The organism is Pseudarthrobacter sp. 1G09 (assembly GCF_050038305.1).
In the GTDB taxonomy this organism is placed as follows: domain Bacteria; phylum Actinomycetota; class Actinomycetes; order Actinomycetales; family Micrococcaceae; genus Arthrobacter; species Arthrobacter equi.
Window position 1 is genome coordinate 1,203,643 of sequence record NZ_CP188306.1, and the last position, 17,001, is coordinate 1,220,643.

Here is a 17,001-nt window from a genome sequence, read left to right on the forward strand (position 1 = left end):
CGGTGGGCTTTCGGGCGGGGCAGCTTTCTGCAAGGGTGGGTCCATGACCTATTTCCTGGAGTACACGATCCCTGCCGCATCCAGCGACGCCGAGTTTGAGTTTCCCCATGATGAGATCAATCCCGGCACCACCATTCCGCTGGCCCAGACCGGCGCCGAGGTGGTCCACTCCTCGGAACTGCCAGCCCGCACCAGCATCGTGGGCGCCACGGTCCCCGAAGCGAAACTCGAGGCTGAACAACTGATCTCGCACAGTCGCGCCTCCGAGGCAGCCCTGTACTTTGATCCCTCGCAGTCGCTGGGGACTGGCGTTGGCACGCTCGTTGCCACCTTCACGGACGGCCGGGGCTGGCAGGACACCCCCGGGGAGGATCCGCAGGGGAGTACGCTCTAGCGGTCTACCCCGGACGCTGGCTTCCCAGCAGGCGCGGCTTGCCGAACCTCGTCTGTACACCCGGTGAGTAGAGAATGGACTCGGGCGGTCCTTCCACCCGGATCCCCGCAGACTCAACCAGCCCGTCCGACAGCGTATGGACAGCGGCGTCAAAGAGGGGCCAGGGGCTGTGCGTATTGGGGATGAAGGCGGTCCGGCCGAAGAAGCGGCCGTGCATGCCGAACCGTGCCGTCAGGAAGACAGACAACGGGTCTGCCGCCGCCGCGCCAAGGCTGGGAACAACAGCGAAATCGCTGCCGACCCGTGCACCGCCGAAGCGGCGTACCGAGTAACCCACCGGGAAGGTCCCGCCGTCCGAAACCGTGGTTCCGGCCCCTGGCGGGCTCAGTTGCAGCCCACCGGCACCCACAGGAAAAGCTGGCCAGCGCCGGATCCTTGACCAGACGTAAGGGATCCCCACTGCCCGGGTGGCCATCACCACTGGCAGCCTGTTGGCGTCCAGGCTCAGGAACACCACGCCGCGCGTCCCGTCCGGTTCACGTGAATAGAGCCGAACGTTGACCTCGTTGAAGCTCCCCAGATAGGGGATGCCGGGCCCGCGCCCCACCCCGGCTTGTTCCATCCGGAACCCAATCAGGCCCATCCAGGAACTGCCGTCAAAGACGTCCGGCCGGACTCCCGCCGGCATGAACCGCGCCGCCAATGACACGTCGATGCGCCAGTGCAGGAAGACGGCGTCCAGCCAGCGCTGGTCGGAGAGCACGGGAGCGGGCAGCCCTGGCGGGTGGGGCCACTGGCAGTCCGCGGGCCGCGCCGCATGCGGACCACCGCCGGGAGGTGGAACAGTCATGGCTGAAGCCTAAACGGGGCGAAGCAGTAGGGGACACCGCCGGCCCGAACTCCTGGCCCCGTCTCCACCCCGGGCGGCTTAGGGGTGCCGTACCCCGTTCCCGGCCAGGACTTCCCTGTACCCTTCCCGGAAGCTGGGAAACGCGAAGGTGAAGCCGGTCCCGCGAAGAAGTTTGTTGGAGCAGCGCTTGTTGCCGGCGCGCGCGGGGCCTGCGTCACCCACTTCGGGTTCGGGCAGGCCCAGTTCTGCGGCCAGGAAGCGGAGGATGGAGCCCATATCGGCAGGGTCGTCGTCCACTCCCACGTAGACCGGCGCCGGTTCGTCCGCCATGGTGGCGAGATGCACCAAGGCGGCCGCGGCGTCGTCGCGGTGGATGCGGTTCGTGTACCGGATATCCTGCGATATCACCGCTGAGCCGCTCCGCACTTGGTCGATCAGCCTCGTCCGGCCGGGACCGTAGATACCGCCGAGGCGCAGGGACACGGCAGCGGTACCGGAACCCGCAAGCCTGGAACGCAGCAGGTCCTCAGCCTCCACCAAAACCCGGCCGGAGAAACCGCCCGGTTCCGGCGGCGTCCCTTCGTCCACCCAGCCGCCGCCGGCGTCGCCGTACACAGCGGTGGACGAGACAAAAAGCACCCGGCGGGGGATCACGCCGTCGCGCTCCAAAGCATCCAGCACGTGGGCCACGCCGTCCACATAGGCGGCGCGGTACGCGTCTTCCCTGGGAGCGTCGGCGGCCACTGCAATGACGACGACGGACGTGTCCGCCGGGACCGCAGGCAGTTGGGCGGAGCTCAGGTCAGCCGCCACGCCGTCGATGGCTGCCGGAAGTTTGGAGGGGGAGCGGCGCCAGCCGACCACGCGGTGGCCCAGGCCGGCGAACCGAAGCCCGGCCTCCGTGCCCAGATCGCCGCAGCCGGCCAAAAGGATCGTCATGGGTTACGGTGCCTCCACCGGGAAGAAGACGCGCGGGTCCTGCAGGAGCGCCGGGTAGGCGAACGCGGAGCGGTCGATGATCTCGGTGACCGTGAAATGCCTGCCGAACCGGCCGTCGTCCAAGGTGATGGGCCGGCCCGTCACCTGGCCCACGGCGAACTTGGCGCCCTTCTCGAACGGAACGGCAACCGGCGTCTTTCCCGGCAGGGTGGAAAAGGCCTCTTCCTGCGCGAGCCTCTTGCGGGTGGGCTTCTTGGCCTGCGGCTTGGGTGCGGCCTTCCGCGACTGCTTGGAGGGCCGCCGGGACTTCTCCTCGAGGTACACGGGGCTGTAGTCGTCGTCCGAGCCCGGTGCGCCCGCCGCGGCAGCGTTGCCCCGGCCCACGGGCGGCAGCGCAACGGTGTCCAGCGTCTGGGGATCGACCTCGGCGTGCGGGTCCCGGAGGATCCACAGGATCTCGCCCTCAGGCTCCTGCGGCAGGAACTCATGCCGGGGTTCGGGCCAGATGTAGTCCATCTCCGGAATCGCGTCGGAGAAGAGGGGGCTGTAGAACTTGGAATCCTTGTGGACCAGCTTGGACCGGTGGCTGAGGTGGAAATCCGGATCGCCAAGCCACGGCGGCAGCAGGATCTTCGACGCGTAATCCGGGTGGGCGGCCTGCGGGGCGAACTCGGCGATGTTGGCGCGCGTGTTGTCCGGGTGGCCGCGTTCCATCCACTCGTCCACCATGGCCAGGCCGTACATGGTGAGGGCCGGGACGTAGCCCATCCACATCCGGATCGCGGGGTGGGTCTGCCATCCGTATCCGGGAAGGACCAGCGCACGGAGTGTCTGGAGGGCCTCCACCCGCTGCTTGCCCAGCCGGGCGGTGTCCAGTGCAGCGGCGCTCTGCCGGAAATCAGGGTACGGGAGGAAGGTTTGCATCCATTCAGTCTGACGGCACCTTGCTGATGTGCCAATTGCAGTGCCGGACGCCACAGGAAGGCAGGCCGGATGTCCAAATAGTGGACGCTTACATACTGGCGGTAGGTCGACCCACTAGGATCACCCCCAACCCATCCCGCATTTTGGAAGCTACCTCATGACATTTTCAGCTGAAAACCCCGCCTCCCGCCCCGTGCAGCCCCGCTACGGACTGATGCTCGGTCCCGAAGCCAATGGCATCCTGGTCCTCGATGAGTTCACCATCGACCCCGCCGCTGCCCGTCACGAACAGCACGGTTTCCGCGCCGGCATGGCTACCGTCGCCAGGACCATGCGCCGCATCGCGGCCCTTCGTGTGGTGATCGCCCTTGTGGCCATCGGCAACCTCCCGCTGTTCCTGCTCTCCAGCGGATGGTGGATCTACGCCGTCTCACTGGCCCTCGTCCTCGCGGTGCACACGGCAGTGACGCTGTTGAACCGCCACGAGCCGCGCCTGAAGCAGCGCTCCGCACTGGAACTCCACCTGCACCGGGAACGCAGCGCCAACTACCGCAAGGTGCGCGACGCCGTGAAGTACATGATCGATACTCCGGCACGCATGAACGAACACCTCTACCTGGAGCTGCTCGCCGTCAAGCGGGTGGCACTGAACCTGGCCCACGGCACCGTGGCCCTGCTGGACACCTCTGACGACTCGGCCTGGAAGGTGCGCATCGTCCGGGAGATTCCCGCCAGCTAAAGCTGCAGCACCTGGACTTGGCATCCAAGGCACAAGATAAAAGAGAACGACGCCGGCACATCCCTTGTGGGGCGTGCCGGCGTCGTTCTATGGTCAACGGAATTTGTCTATCGCCGACCGGTTTTGGGGCCCGCTATGCGGGGAGCTGGAGCACCTGTCCTTCGAACACCAGGTTGGGGTCCGAGATGGTGTCCAGGTTGGCGTCGGCAAGGTGCTGCCAACCGCCTGCAATGCCAAGCTTATCGGCGACGATGCTCAAGGTGTCGCCGGCTTCGAGGGTGTAGGTCTCGCCGCTGAGGGCTACGGAGGTAGCGTGCCGGGCTGGTGCCTGCGCGGCAGGCGCAGCTTCCACGGGTGCGGCTTCGACGGCAGCGGCCTGGACGGGGGCCGCCTGGACCGGAGCCTGCTGCACGGGTGCCGGGGCGCCCCCGCCGCCGTTCAGGCCGAGCTGGGACGAGCATGACGGCCATGCGCCCCAGCCCTGGGAGGCCTGGACGCGCTCGGCCACGGCGATCTGCTGTTCGCGGCTGGCGTCTGCCGGAGAACCGGAGCCGCCGTAGGCCTGCCAGGTGCTGGATGTGAACTGGAGGCCGCCGGAGAAGCCGTTGCCCGTGTTGGTGGACCAGTTGCCGCCGCTCTCACACTGCGCCAGCGAGTCCCACGTTGACGTGGGGGCGGCCGCGTTGGCAGCGCCGGTGGACAGGGCGATGCCCGCTACGGAAATAGCCGCCACTGTGGCTCCACGGCGCGCGACAGTACGGAAAGAGGATTTATTCATGGTGGTGATGCTCCTGAAGGCCACCAGCGCTGGCTCCGTCCCCGAAGATCGTCGCGCTACTGCCCGCCCCTGACAAATAGAGGTCAACGTCGGTGGCTGCCGCTGGGCAGTTCTGGTGAAGGCAGCACCTGGCATTCATGCGCCCGCCGGACGGGCATGCATTTCACGCTAAAACATAGCCTTGGCGTTATCAAATCGAGATAGGTGCCGAGCTTCGCAGCCCAGACAAGGACAGTTGCAAGGGCGACCGACGGCTGCGGCGCCCTCCACCCGGGTGCACGGCTCCGGGGCCCGGGCAGGCGGGAATCCTCATGGGGGATTATCCTGACCGGATGGAAAACTTTGAGGGTGAGCCCGTTGCGCCCGAAACCGAAGTGTCAGAATCCAATGCTGCTGTCCCGGCCCGGCTCCTGCCGGTAGCTGAACTGCACCTGCACATCGAAGGCACCCTGCAGCCTGAACTGATCTTTGCCCTCGCGGAACGCAACGGCATCACCCTCCCGTACGCAGATCTTGACGAGCTGCGCCAGCGGTACGAATTCACCGACCTCCAGTCATTCCTGGACCTGTACTACGCCAACATGGCCGTGCTGCAGACCGAAGAGGACTTCGCGGCCATGACCCACGCCTACCTTGAACGTGCGGCGGCCGCCGGTGTCCGGCATGCCGAGATCATGCTGGACCCGCAGGCCCACCTGTCCCGCGGCATCTCACTGGAAACCTGCGTCAACGGCGTAGCATCCGTGCTGGCCACCTCGATGGAGGACTTTGGGATGTCCACCATCCTGATCGTCGCCTTCCTGCGCGACCTCCCCGAAGAGTCGGCCCTCGAAGTCCTGGACGCCCTGCTTGCCATGGACGCACCGATCGGTGCCATCGGCCTGGATTCTGCGGAGGTGGGCAACCCTCCCGCCAAATTTGAGCGCCTCTACGCCAAAGCCCGCGAAGCAGGCCTGCGGCTGACGGCCCACGCAGGCGAAGAGGGACCGGCGTCGTACGTTGTGGAAGCCCTGGACGTCCTGGGTGTGGAACGCATAGACCACGGCATCCGCTGCATGGACGATACCGACCTGGTGGAGCGCCTGGTGGACGAGCGGATCCCGCTCACAGTCTGCCCCCTGTCCAACGTCCGGCTCCGCACCGTGGATACCTTGGCCGACCACCCGCTGCCGGCCATGCTGGCCGCCGGACTTAACGTGTCCGTGAACTCTGATGACCCCGCCTATTTCGGCGGCTACGTGGACGACAACTTTGCCCAGCTGGAGGTCGTGTTCGAGCTCTCTGAATTCGACAAAGCCAGGCTGGCGGCCAACTCCATCCACTCGTCGTTTGCGTCCGAAGAACGCAAGGCCGAGCTGCTGGAGGAACTGAACAGCGGGGAACTGGCGCACTGACCCGGGCCTTGCGCGTCCCGGCCGCCCAATCTCCGGCTAAACTTGGTCCCGCAGGCGGGTCAGGGACGTGCGGGAGGAATCCCGCGCCGACGCAGGAAATGGTCGAGCAGCCGGCCTTACCCGAGACCGTCGCCTCAGTTGTTGTGACTTGCGCTTCATAGTCGGTCACGACACGCAGAGTTAACCAATTTAAGTCGCGCGATTTAACGGGCACTTGGCAAGATGCTCTCATCGGATCGCTCACACACTAGGGGAATCATGGCCAAGTCCACCGCAGAAAACACCTTCCTTCGACTCAAGACCGTTCTGGATGTCCTGACCGAAGGCGTGTGGTCCGGTGATGCGCTGAATGCTGGCCAGGTCCTGGCGGAGTCCACGGCACGAGTGCCGTTCAACGAGCACGAAGCCGAGTTGCTCAGCGGCGGGATCCCCCGCGGACACAAGACCCTCACCTCGGCCACCGCCAAGCTGGTCAAGGCCGGCTGGCTGGTCAAGGGCCGCTCGGGCTGGACCATCACCGAAGACGGCATGCGTGCCACTGTCGCCTACCCGGATGCTGTCTCCTTCGCTTCCGCGCTCGACGCCGGCACTCCCGTTCCGGCCGACACCCCGGTTCCGGCAGCACCCGCCGGGTTCGTCCGTCCGGTGTCCGCCGCTGCCGCCACCCTTGAGGTGCCGGCAAAGGATGACGCCAAAACGGCAAAGAAGGCTCCCGCGAAGAAGGCGCCGGCCAAGAAGGCTGCCTCCGTTGTGGGCAAGGCAGCCAAGGCGATCGAAGACGCCGTCGAGCCCGTGGTGAAGGCCGTGCGCAAGAAGGCTCCGGCGAAGGCCGAAGCCGCAGCACCTGCCGCGGCCGAGCCGTTCGAGGGTCCGGACGAGGAGACGCACCCGCAGCCCGAGGCCGTGGCTGTCGCCGGCGACTTCAACACCATCCTGGGTGCCCCCGAAAACTGGGCGCCGCAGTACGACGAAGCCCAGATGGAGTTCGACTTCCTGGACCAGCTGTGGAAGAAGAGCGCCGAACTGCCGGCCGGCCACTACACCTTCAAGATCGCGCTCAACCGCTCGTGGACCGAGAACTACGGCGCATTCGGGACGTTCGATGGCCCCAACCACGAACTGCACCACCCCGGCGGCACCGTGACCATCCGTTACAACCACTCCACGCGCGACATCACCATCAACTAAGCGGCATTGCCCCCAACTGGGTAGCAGCAGATGTCGTTTTGAGCCCATATGACGACATCAACTGCTACCCAGGTGGGAGGGCGGCTGCCGGGGAGGCCTACCTATGGCACGCCACGCAGAACCAACCGCCGACGGGCCGCCGGCTCACCAGGTTCGCTTGAGCGCCCGTGTGTTCGGCGTGGTGCAGGGTGTCGGCTTCCGGTACCGGACCATGGGCGCCGCCGAGGATCTGGGCCTGACCGGAGAGGTGAAGAACCTCGACGACGGTTCGGTAGCCCTGGTTGCCGAAGGCACCGGGGACCAGGTGGGGAAGCTCCTGGACTGGCTGAACTCGGACCGCGCTCCCGGCCGGGTGGAACGGGTGGACCACTCCATGTCCGACGCCCAGGGATCCTTCAGGGACTTCCGGGCACGCTGAGCCCGATGAAGGCGCCCAGTTCCTCCAAGGCAGCCGGCTTGTGCGGCATGTAGTTCGTGAGCTCGGGGGCGCGGATGATGACCGCCCGCCACTGTCCACGTGACACGGCCACGTTGATCCGGTTCCGGTTCAGGAGGAATTCGGCACCCCGCGGAGCCTCCGCCACCGCAGAGCAGGCCATCGATACCAGCACCACCGGTGCCTCCTGGCCCTGAAACTTATCCACCGTTCCCACGCGGACGTCCGGCAGGCCGGCGCCGGCCAGTTCCTTGCGGATCAGGTGGACCTGGGCGTTGTATGCGGCCACCACCAGCAGGTCCTGCTGCTCCAGCGGCCGGGCCGCGGTTTCCGGCCCCGGCGTCCATTTCAGGCCCAGGTGGCGGTGTGCCTGCTGTACCACCTCCGCCGCTTCCTCTGCCGAGCTCGTCGAATTTCCGGTGTGCTGCACGAATACGGTCTCCACGCCGGGCGGCACGGTTTCCAGCTCACGCAGGGACGCGGCCGGCGCGGACTGGAGCTTACTTTCGTAACTGAGCCTTGACACCGCAGCACACAGGGCCGGATGCATCCGCCAGCTGTCAGCCAGGAAATATCCCAACCGTGCAGGCAGGGTGGCGTGGCCGGCGGCCAGCCAGCCGAGGGCGGATTCATCCACCGGCTCCGGATGGGCACCCTGCGTCACCTGGGGGAGCTGCTGGGGATCCCCCAGGAGGAGGAGCCGCTTCGCTGCCCGGGAAACGGCCAGCGTGTTGGCCAGGGAGAACTGTCCGGCCTCATCGATCACCAGCAGGTCCAGGGAACCGGTCGGGACTTCCTTGCCGGTCATGGTCCATGCCGTTCCTCCCACCAGGCAGCCGCCGGCAGACTCCAGCAGCCGTGCCACATCGCCGTCGGCCGTAGCTTTCCATGGAACCTCGTGGGGCGCAGAGAGTTTCTTCGCCACCAGCGAGGGGTCCACTCCGCCCTTTTCGATGGCCCGGCACAGCAGGTTCTCCACCACGTTGTGCGATTGGGCCACCACGCCCACCTTCCAGCCTTCGCCGACGAGTTGGCCGATCACGTGCGCGCCAACGACGGTCTTGCCCGTGCCGGGCGGCCCCTGGACTGCCAGGTAGGAACGGTCCAGGTCCCGGAGCGACACTGCGATGGCGCCTGCATAATCGGCAGCGCCATCGGCCCCGTGGTGAACCTCAACCGGGCCGGGCAGCGTGCGGAACCGCGGCGGCAGTTTGCGAAGGATGTCCAGGCCCGGCTGCGCGGGAAGTGAGGGAGCCGCGGACCCCACGGCCCGGGCAAGCTCCGCAAGCGCGGCCTCGATACTCACCGTCGCCAGCGGTTGGTCCTCGGTCAGGGCTACCGGGAGATGCGGGTACGCCTGCACCTTGCCGGACTCGCGTTCGGCGATGGTGATGAGGGTGTACGCCGGGTTATCCGGCGCAGGCTGCAGGTCGCTGATACGCGTCCCAAAGCTGAACGCCCGGGCTCCCGGCGCCGCATCCGGGGCCGCCATGCCCTCCGGCGGCGGGGAATCGTAGAGCCGGCACCAGGTGGAATCCGCGCGGAAGTCGGAACCTTCGGTCATGATGCCGCGTAGTTTCAACACCCGGGTACGCATCCGCTCCCGCGGCTTCGCCAGTGCCCAATCGGAGGACACCTCGGCAGACTCCACCACGAACACATTGCGCTGATCGGACCAGCTCTCCAAGGGAGCCTCCATCCGGTCAAAGTGCTGCCACCAGAACTGTTTGCGTTCACGGCGGTGGTAGCCGGTGGCCGCCGCCACCATCGCAATGGCCCGTTCATCGTCCGTCCAGGGGCGGTTGTCCGGCAGGCCGGCAAGGTACTCGTGAAGCCGGTCCTCCTCCGGGGATTCGTCCTGTGCGTCCCCCCGTCCCGTGGTGGCAGCGCCAATCTCACCGGCTCCGGACCCCGTTTCCTCCCGCGCTTCCACCGGAAGTCCGGAATCAGCCGGTGGCTGGATGTCCAGCAGCCAGTCACGCAGGCGCAGCGTGGACAGGCAGTCGTACTGGTTGTAGTCGGAAATGGAGGCAAGGACGGCGTCCGCCTCGGACTGGTGCCCGGCATCGCGGGCGGCGCAGTAGGCCGCGTAGGCCACCACGGACGCCCCGGCATCCTTGACGTCCCCAGACCGCAGGTTGTCGCCCATGTACAGCGGCTCGAGCTTCTTGATGGAGTAGGACGCCTCGGAGATGCGCAGCGAATGCTTCACCGTGGCGTAGAGGTCCACCAGGAGGCCTTGCCGCAACCAATCGTCCACGGTGTCTTCGCCCGCCTGGTGCGCCAGGGACAGGTTCCGCAGCGCCGTCTTCTCGTAGGCGGCGTAGTGATAGACGTGCATGTCCGGATACTTCCTGCGGCGGTTCTCCACGTACTCAAGGAAATCCAGGAAGGCTTTCCGTTCCCCGGACCGGGAATGGGCCCAGAAGGGCCGGAACACCGGATCGCCCCCAGCGCCGGCGACGGGCGCCTCGATCACACCGAACAGGTACTCGATGCCCCAGATTCCTGTTGCCGGGTCCTGCCAGAGCGGATCGCCCTCAAAGTCGAAGAAGATGTCCCCGGCACTCGGGGCCGGCAACGTGCCGATGGTGTGCTCGGGCAGGACGCTGTAGGAGACAGTGTGTGGCTCGCCGTCCTTGGTGAACGTCCGGGACCCGGCGGCAGCATCGAGCCCCAGCTGCATCCTGGCCTGGGCGCGGAGCCGGGCCACTGAGTTCTTCGCCGCAGCAGCGGGCATGGCGGCGAGTTCGTCGATGCTGGTGATGCCGGCCGCGTAGAGTTTCCTGCGCTGGACCACCGACATTCCGGCGACCATGAGGAGGTCGCGGTGCAGGCGGACCTGTTCTGCGCAGTAGTCGCAACGGCCGCAGTGGACGATGCCGGGCTGCTGCCACTGGACGGCCCGGCCGCCCTCCCGGTGTTCGGCGGTGAGCTGGCGGAAGCGCCGGCGCCGTTCGCGGAAAACGGGGAGCAGGTCCGGCAGTGAATGGCTGCTGCGCAACCAGCCATCACCCACGCGGGTACCCAGCACGAGGGTGACGACGGGCGACGGCTCCAGCCCCATCCCGAGGAGCTGGTCACCGTAGGCCGCCAGCTGCAGCAGGGCGCCCACTTTAGCGTGCCGGGCCAGCTTGGTATCCCAGACCTCGTACCGGCCCGGCAGCCCGGTTCCGGCGGCCTCGTTGACCAGGAAGTCCGCATATCCGAGGAACTCGCTATCGAAGAAGGTGGCTTGGAAGACGACGTCGGCCCCGGAGCGCAGCGCGAGCTCGGTTTCGGCGTGCTTTGCCTGAAGTTCCCCGCGGAGGGTGTTGCCGCGTTCCAGCGAGTAGACGCCCGCCCCGCGGCTGGCATCCCAGATTCCGTATTTGGCCACCAGGCTGTCCAGGACGGTCTGCTCGTGCCGGTCGCCCAGCTCGCCGGCGCGGACCCGCATCTCGTCCGGAGGGAATGCGGCCTTGGCGGCCCGGCCGAGTTTCTCGTCCAGGACGCGGAGCGTGCGGTATTCACATTCGCTGGCCGCCACGAGGTCGCTCGCGGAGAACACCAGGTCCGGCGCAGCACCAGGACCGGCACTGGCATCGGCTTCGAGCAGAAACACGGGGCCTCCCCATTTGGACAGCCGGGCCTGAGGACGGTTCCCCAGGACCTGGTTTGCAGCTGCTTCAAACCTAGCAAGAGGGGCCGACAATCAGCGCTCAGGCGAGGCGGGCAACGCTCCGGCGGGTGGGGCGGCGGGCCGAGCCGTCGGAAAAGAGTTCAGGTGTGGCCTCCTGGATCCGCTGCACGTCCTCGAAGACTCCGCGCAGGTGCAGGCGGAGGCAGCTGTCGGCGTCGGGAACGTCATTGGCTTCGAGGGCATCCACCACAGCCGTGTGCTGCTCAATCAGCGTGGCTACCGGCCGCGTCTCCAGCAGGCTCATCCGGCGCGCCCGGTCAAGGTGCGCTTTGGCGGAGTTGACCGCGGTCCAGGCGGATTCATGCCCCGCGAGGCGCAGGAGTTCCCGGTGGAAGTCCTCGTCCAGCCGGAAGAATTCCTCGATGTCGTCGCCGGCATCAGCGGCGGACTGGGCTGCAAGGATCTCACGCAGGCCGGCGATCCCGGGCCCGTCCACGATCAGGTCGCGCAGGGACGCGCATTCGATGGCTTCGCGGACAAACTGGGCTTCGGATACCCGGGCGAGGTCCACCAGCGAGACGAAGGAGCCGATCTGCGGGAAAACCTGCACCAGGCCTTCCTCGCGGAGCAGGATCAGGCTCTCGCGGACGGGGGTGCGGCTGACGCCGAGCTCCTGCGCCAGTTCGTTCTCGGACAGGGCCTCGCCAGGGGGCAGCTGCAGCGAGATGATCCGGCGGCGCAGCGTTTCCAGCGTCTGGTCCCTGACCGAAAGCCGGGGCGCTGAGCTTCTCTTGTCCGTTGCCATGACCCAAGTTTAGCCTGTTGACACACTAGAATGGTAGTGCTTGTATGGTAGTAGAAATCGTGCCGGAGACCAGCCCGCATGTCTTGGTTTCCGGCGGTTCCGTTCCCGGCCCGGCAGCCGTTAGCTGCCACATCCCCAACTGCTTGACCCCCTTCGAACGCATCGCCTGCAAAGGAGCAACAGATGACCGAGAGCATTGCGCCCCCCAACACCAAGAAAGAGGCCCGCTCCACCCGGGACCTGGCCAAGGTAGCCGTGTCCGGGTGGCTGGGAACCGCCATGGAGTTCATGGATTTCCAGCTGTACTCCCTGGCCGCGGCCATTGTCTTCAACAAGATCTTCTTCCCGGACGTCAGCCCGGTCATCGGGCTTATCGCCGCCATGGCAACATATGGCGTGGGGTACGTGGCCCGCCTGGTGGGCGCCGTCTACTTCGGCCGCATGGGCGACAGGATCGGCCGCAAGAAGGTCCTGTTCATCACCATCGCCCTGATGGGCGCCTCCACCACGCTGATCGGCGTGCTGCCCACCTACGCCATGATCGGGATCTGGGCACCCATCCTGCTGGTGGCACTGCGCCTCATCCAGGGCTTCGGGGCCGGCGCCGAAATCGCCGGCGCCACCGTAATGCTGGCCGAATACGCCCCCGCCCGCCGTCGTGGCCTGATCTCTTCGCTGGTGAGCCTGGGCACCAACTCGGGAACGCTCGCGGCCTCTGCCCTTTGGGCCATCCTGGTGGCCGTCCTGTCCGAGGAGCAGCTGCTGAGCTGGGGCTGGCGGCTTCCGTTCCTGGCCAGCTTCCTGCTGATGATCTTCGCAGTGTGGATCCGGCGCTCCCTCAAGGAAAGCCCGGTCTTCGAACAGCGCGCCGACGTGGTGGACGGCGTCGCCCTCTCCAAGGACGAAATTGCCGGACAGGACGCCAAGCGCGAGGCGGCAGCTGCCGCAGCAACCGGCACCAGCACCATCGAAGCCGCCCTGCACCAGAAGAAGGGCAAGGCCTTCCTGATCGCCCTCGGCCTGCGCTTCGGCCAGGCAGGCAACTCAGGGCTCATCCAGACGTTCCTCATCGGCTACCTGGCCACGGTGCTGCTCATGGACAAGACCATTGGAACCACGGCCATCATGTACGGCTCCATCCTCGGCTTCGTCACCATCCCGGTGATCGGCATCCTCGGTGACCGGTTCGGACGCCGCCCCCTGTACCTGGTCCTCAGCTCCCTCACGGCCCTGTTCGCCATCCCCATGATGATGATGGTCACCAGCGGCAACCCCACGCTGGTCATGGTTGCCGTCATCGCCGGCCTGAACCTCGGCGTCCTGAGCCTCTTCTCGATGGAGAGCGTCACCATGGCCGAGTTCTTCGGTGCCCGCACCCGCTTCACCCAGCTGGCCCTGGCGAAGGAAATCGGCGGCATCCTCGCCACCGCCATCGGCCCCATCCTCGCCGCCACGCTCACCGCCGTCACTGGCCACTGGTGGCCGCTCGCCGCGATGCTCATCGGCTACTCGCTGATCACGCTCGTTTCCGCAGCAGTCGGCCCTGAGGTCCGCGGCCGTGACATGGTCCGGCTGGAGGACGCCGTATGAAAGCAGTGGTGGTCCACGGTGCCAACGACCTCCGCATCGACGAACGTCCCGAGCCGGTGGCCGGTCTCGGCGAAGTAGTGCTCGACGTCGAATGGGGCGGGATCTGCGGATCCGACCTTTCGTACTGGCGCCACGGAGCCTCCGGGACGGCGGCGCTGAAGTCACCGCTGGTCCTGGGCCACGAGGTGGCGGGACGGATCGCCCAGCTTGGCGCCGGCGTCGAGAACCTGGAAATCGGCCAGCCGGTCACGGTCCACCCGGCCGAACTGGTGGGCGACGGCGTCATGCCCGGCCGCCTCAGCGGACGGACCAACCTTTACCCGCAGATCCGCTACTTCGGCTCAGCGGCGTTCGATCCGCACACGGACGGCGGCTTCAGCGAGCGGAAGGTTGCCAAGGCATTCCAGGTCCGCCCGCTTCCCGACGGCGTGGACACCCTCCGCGGGGCGCTGGCCGAACCGCTGGCGGTTGCCATGCACGCGGTCAGCCGCGCAGGAAACCTCGAAGGCCGGGACATCCTGGTCAACGGCGCCGGGCCGATCGGGTCGCTCGTGATCGCGGCGGCCAAGTATGCCGGGGCCAGGCACATCATCGCCACGGACATCAACGACGCTTCGCTGCGGATCGCCAAGGCGATGGGGGCCGACGACGTCCTGAACGTCTCCGGCAACGCCCTTCCGGCCGATGTGGAGCTCGTGTTCGAGGCCACCGGAATCCCGGCGGTGCTGGGCGGCGTCCTCCGCGCCACCGCCCGCGGCGGCACCATCGTGCAGGTGGGCAACCTGCCCGGAACGGCCGCCGCCGCTGCCCTGGGGGACTTGGTCACCCGGGAAATCACGTGGATCGGCTCCTACCGGTTCGTTGACGAGATCACGGACGCCCTGCACGCGATGGCGAACGGCCTGGACGTCTCCCCGGTCATCACGCACAAGTTCGGCATTGATGACGCAGCCGAAGCCATGCGGACCGCCGTGGATCCTGCCGCGGACAGCAGCAAGGTCATGCTCCGCCTCAGCGGATCCTGACCCCTGGCCCAACTGAGTAGCAGTAGATGTCGTTATGAGCCTTCAAAGCGGCATCTACTGCGACCTACAATGACCAACCACCCTGAATTGAAGGACCCCCAGTGAAGATCACCGACGCACGGGTTGTGGTTTCGTCGCCCGGACGGAACTACGTGACGCTCGTTATTGAAACCGAGGACGGCATCACCGGCATCGGCGATGCGACCCTCAACGGCCGCGAACTGGCGGTCGCCTCCTACCTCAGCGAGCACCTCTGCCCGCTGCTGATTGGCCGCGACGCCCGCCGCATCGAGGACGCCTGGCAGTACTTCTACAAAGGGGCTTACTGGCGCCGCGGCCCGGTGACCATGACGGCCATCGCGGCGATCGACGTCGCGCTCTGGGACATCAAGGGCAAGGCCGCCGGGATGCCGGTGTACGAGCTGCTGGGCGGTGCCGCCCGTGAGGGCGTGATGGTTTACGGCCACGCCAGCGGGTCAACGCTGGAGGACCTCAGCAAGGACTTCCAGCACCACCTGGACCTCGGCTACAAGGCCATCCGCGCCCAGGCCGCCGTGCCGGGGCTGGACAAGACCTACGGCATCGCCCCGGTGGACGGAAAGCTGTACGAACCCGCCAGCGGCAACGTCCCGCAGGAAGACACCTGGGAAACCACGTCCTACCTGGACTTCGCACCCAAGATGATGGCCCACGTCCGCGAACAGTTCGGCTACGGCGTCCACGTCCTGCACGACGTCCACCACCGCCTGACCCCCATCGAAGCGGGCAGGCTGGGCGCCTCGCTGGAGGAGTACCGGCCGTTCTGGATCGAGGACCCGACGCCGGCCGAGGACCAGTCCGCGTTCCGCCTGATCCGCCAGCACACCACCACGCCCATCGCAGTGGGGGAGGTGTTCAACTCAATCTGGGACTGCCAGCAACTGATCACCGAGCGCCTGATCGACTACATCCGCACCTCCGTTTCGCATGCCGGCGGCATCACGCACCTGCGCCGCATCTTCTCCCTTGCGGACCTCTACGGCGTCCGCTCGGGCTCCCACGGCGCCGGCGACCTCTCGCCGGTGTCCTTCGCCGCAGCCCTGCACGTGGACATTTCCATCCCCAACTTCGGCGTCCAGGAATACATGGGCCACCGCGACCCCGCCAACGAGGTCTTCAGCACCTCTTACACCTTCGCGGACGGCTACATGCACCCCGGGGACGCCCCCGGCCTCGGCGTAGAGTTCAACGAGGAAGCCGCCGCACGCTTCCCCTTCGACCCCAAATACCTGCCGGTGAACCGGCGCCTCGACGGATCGGTGCATGACTGGTGAACGGCATTTCCAACGCTTTCGATGTGGTGGTGATGGGGGAGATCCTCGTTGAGGTCGCCACCGACCAGCCGTTCGGCCACGGCGTTCCGGCGCAGCTGGGGATCTCCGGCGACGCCCTCAACGTCGCCGCCGCGGCAGCCTCGGCCGGTGCCACGGTGGGCCTGCTGGCAGTCCTCACCGATGACGACCTGGGCCAGGCCATCGCCGCCAGGATCGCCGAACTGGGCATCTCCACAGACCTCCTGACGTTCCGCAGGGGCCAGCAGGGCGTTTACCTGGTGCACAGCGACCCCGACGGCGAACGCGAGTTCTCCTACGCCCGCACCGGCAGCGTCGGGTCCACACTGGGCCCGGACGATGTCGACCCCGCAGTCTTCGCAGCGGCAGGGGCCGTGGTGGCGGGCGGCATCGCCTGCGCCATTTCCGCGACGTCCCGCGCCGCCGTCGTGAAAGCCGCCTCGCTCGCGACGCGCTTCGTCTACGATCCCAACTACCGGCCCCGCCTCACCTCCGTGGAAGACGCGACGGCGGCACTCACCGAACTGGCGCCGCAGGCCTTCCTGGTCACGCCGTCCTACCCCGGCGAAACGGGTGCGCTGCTGGGGGTTTCCTCGGCGGAACACGCCGCCGCAAGGCTCCGGTCCCTCGGCACCGGCAACGTGGCCGTCACCTGCGGGGCGAAGGGCGTCCAGCTCGAATCCGACGCCGTCTCGGCATGGGTTCCGGCCATTCCCGCGCCCGCAGTGGTGGACCAGACCGGCGCCGGCGACGCGTTCGTGGGCACCCTGACCGCCCGCCTTGTTTTGGGCGATGACTTCCCGACGGCGGCGCGTTACGGCGCTGCCGCATCCTCCCTCGTGGTGGGCGGCAAGGGCGGCACGGGACTCATTCCCACGTTCGAGCAGACCCGTGCGCATGCCGCCGGCAGCCTGGAAGGAACAGCACCATCGAACGCCTGAGCCTCACCGCCCTGGCAAGCACGGGCCACAAAGTTGCCCTGCATC

The 17,001-nt window shown here is 67.0% G+C and carries 15 protein-coding genes; 9 read left to right on the forward strand and 6 right to left on the reverse strand.

Going from position 1 to position 17,001, the window contains the following annotated elements; all coding sequences use genetic code 11:
• Window positions 1–43: 43 nt before the first annotated feature.
• Window positions 44–394 carry a hypothetical protein gene (locus tag ACP3TD_RS05620; protein ID WP_426765982.1) on the forward strand — a complete coding sequence of 117 codons (351 nt, stop codon included), beginning with the start codon at window positions 44–46 and terminating at the stop codon, window positions 392–394.
• A 4-nt stretch (window positions 395–398) separates the two neighbouring features.
• On the opposite strand, the gene ACP3TD_RS05625 is transcribed toward ACP3TD_RS05620, so the two are convergent.
• From ACP3TD_RS05625 to ACP3TD_RS05635, 3 genes are all read right to left on the reverse strand, one after another.
• Window positions 399–1,244 carry a YqjF family protein gene (locus ACP3TD_RS05625; RefSeq protein ID WP_426765983.1) on the reverse strand — a complete coding sequence of 282 codons (846 nt, stop codon included), beginning with the start codon at window positions 1,242–1,244 and terminating at the stop codon, window positions 399–401.
• Between the two features lie 78 nt (window positions 1,245–1,322).
• Entirely contained in the window at window positions 1,323–2,183 is an 861-nt protein-coding gene (locus ACP3TD_RS05630; RefSeq protein WP_426765985.1) for an SDR family oxidoreductase, read from the reverse strand.
• A gap of 3 nt (window positions 2,184–2,186) precedes the next feature.
• Window positions 2,187–3,107 carry an MSMEG_6728 family protein gene (locus tag ACP3TD_RS05635; protein ID WP_426765987.1) on the reverse strand — a complete coding sequence of 307 codons (921 nt, stop codon included), beginning with the start codon at window positions 3,105–3,107 and terminating at the stop codon, window positions 2,187–2,189.
• 157 nt (window positions 3,108–3,264) lie between these two features.
• Here ACP3TD_RS05635 and ACP3TD_RS05640 point away from each other — a divergent pair, with 157 nt between their 5' ends.
• Window positions 3,265–3,846 (forward strand): hypothetical protein, encoded by a 582-nt coding sequence (locus tag ACP3TD_RS05640; RefSeq protein ID WP_426765989.1) that lies wholly within the window; start codon window positions 3,265–3,267, stop codon window positions 3,844–3,846.
• Between the two features lie 133 nt (window positions 3,847–3,979).
• On the opposite strand, the gene ACP3TD_RS05645 is transcribed toward ACP3TD_RS05640, so the two are convergent.
• On the reverse strand, window positions 3,980–4,624 hold the full coding sequence (locus ACP3TD_RS05645; RefSeq protein WP_426765991.1) for a transglycosylase family protein: 645 nt from the start codon (window positions 4,622–4,624) through the stop codon (window positions 3,980–3,982).
• Between the two features lie 332 nt (window positions 4,625–4,956).
• Here ACP3TD_RS05645 and ACP3TD_RS05650 point away from each other — a divergent pair, with 332 nt between their 5' ends.
• From ACP3TD_RS05650 to ACP3TD_RS05660, 3 genes are all read left to right on the forward strand, one after another.
• On the forward strand, window positions 4,957–6,018 hold the full coding sequence (locus ACP3TD_RS05650; RefSeq protein WP_426765993.1) for an adenosine deaminase: 1,062 nt from the start codon (window positions 4,957–4,959) through the stop codon (window positions 6,016–6,018).
• Window positions 6,019–6,276: 258 nt separating this feature from the next.
• Window positions 6,277–7,206 carry a glycosidase gene (locus ACP3TD_RS05655; protein ID WP_426765995.1) on the forward strand — a complete coding sequence of 310 codons (930 nt, stop codon included), beginning with the start codon at window positions 6,277–6,279 and terminating at the stop codon, window positions 7,204–7,206.
• A gap of 103 nt (window positions 7,207–7,309) precedes the next feature.
• Complete coding sequence (locus tag ACP3TD_RS05660; protein WP_426765997.1) at window positions 7,310–7,624, forward strand: acylphosphatase; 315 nt, start codon at window positions 7,310–7,312, stop codon at window positions 7,622–7,624.
• On the opposite strand, the gene ACP3TD_RS05665 is transcribed toward ACP3TD_RS05660, so the two are convergent.
• Window positions 7,602–11,246 (reverse strand): TM0106 family RecB-like putative nuclease, encoded by a 3,645-nt coding sequence (locus ACP3TD_RS05665; protein WP_426765999.1) that lies wholly within the window; start codon window positions 11,244–11,246, stop codon window positions 7,602–7,604. The two genes, ACP3TD_RS05660 and ACP3TD_RS05665, sit on opposite strands and share 23 nt — an antisense overlap.
• A 97-nt stretch (window positions 11,247–11,343) precedes the next feature.
• Window positions 11,344–12,069 carry a GntR family transcriptional regulator gene (locus ACP3TD_RS05670; RefSeq protein WP_426766000.1) on the reverse strand — a complete coding sequence of 242 codons (726 nt, stop codon included), beginning with the start codon at window positions 12,067–12,069 and terminating at the stop codon, window positions 11,344–11,346.
• Between the two features lie 183 nt (window positions 12,070–12,252).
• Between ACP3TD_RS05670 and ACP3TD_RS05675 the strand changes: the two genes are divergently transcribed.
• The 4 genes from ACP3TD_RS05675 (at window position 12,253) to ACP3TD_RS05690 (ending at window position 16,956) form a co-directional block, all read left to right on the forward strand.
• Window positions 12,253–13,659 (forward strand): MFS transporter, encoded by a 1,407-nt coding sequence (locus tag ACP3TD_RS05675; protein WP_426766002.1) that lies wholly within the window; start codon window positions 12,253–12,255, stop codon window positions 13,657–13,659.
• Entirely contained in the window at window positions 13,656–14,684 is a 1,029-nt protein-coding gene (locus ACP3TD_RS05680) for an L-idonate 5-dehydrogenase (RefSeq protein ID WP_426766004.1), read from the forward strand. Before ACP3TD_RS05675 ends, ACP3TD_RS05680 begins: the two co-directional genes overlap by 4 nt.
• Window positions 14,685–14,785: 101 nt before the next feature.
• Window positions 14,786–15,997, forward strand: coding sequence for a D-mannonate dehydratase ManD (gene manD, locus ACP3TD_RS05685; RefSeq protein ID WP_426766006.1), 1,212 nt, complete (start codon window positions 14,786–14,788; stop codon window positions 15,995–15,997).
• Between the two features lie 32 nt (window positions 15,998–16,029).
• Window positions 16,030–16,956 carry a PfkB family carbohydrate kinase gene (locus ACP3TD_RS05690; protein WP_426767139.1) on the forward strand — a complete coding sequence of 309 codons (927 nt, stop codon included), beginning with the start codon at window positions 16,030–16,032 and terminating at the stop codon, window positions 16,954–16,956.
• The last annotated feature ends 45 nt before the right edge of the window (window positions 16,957–17,001 follow it).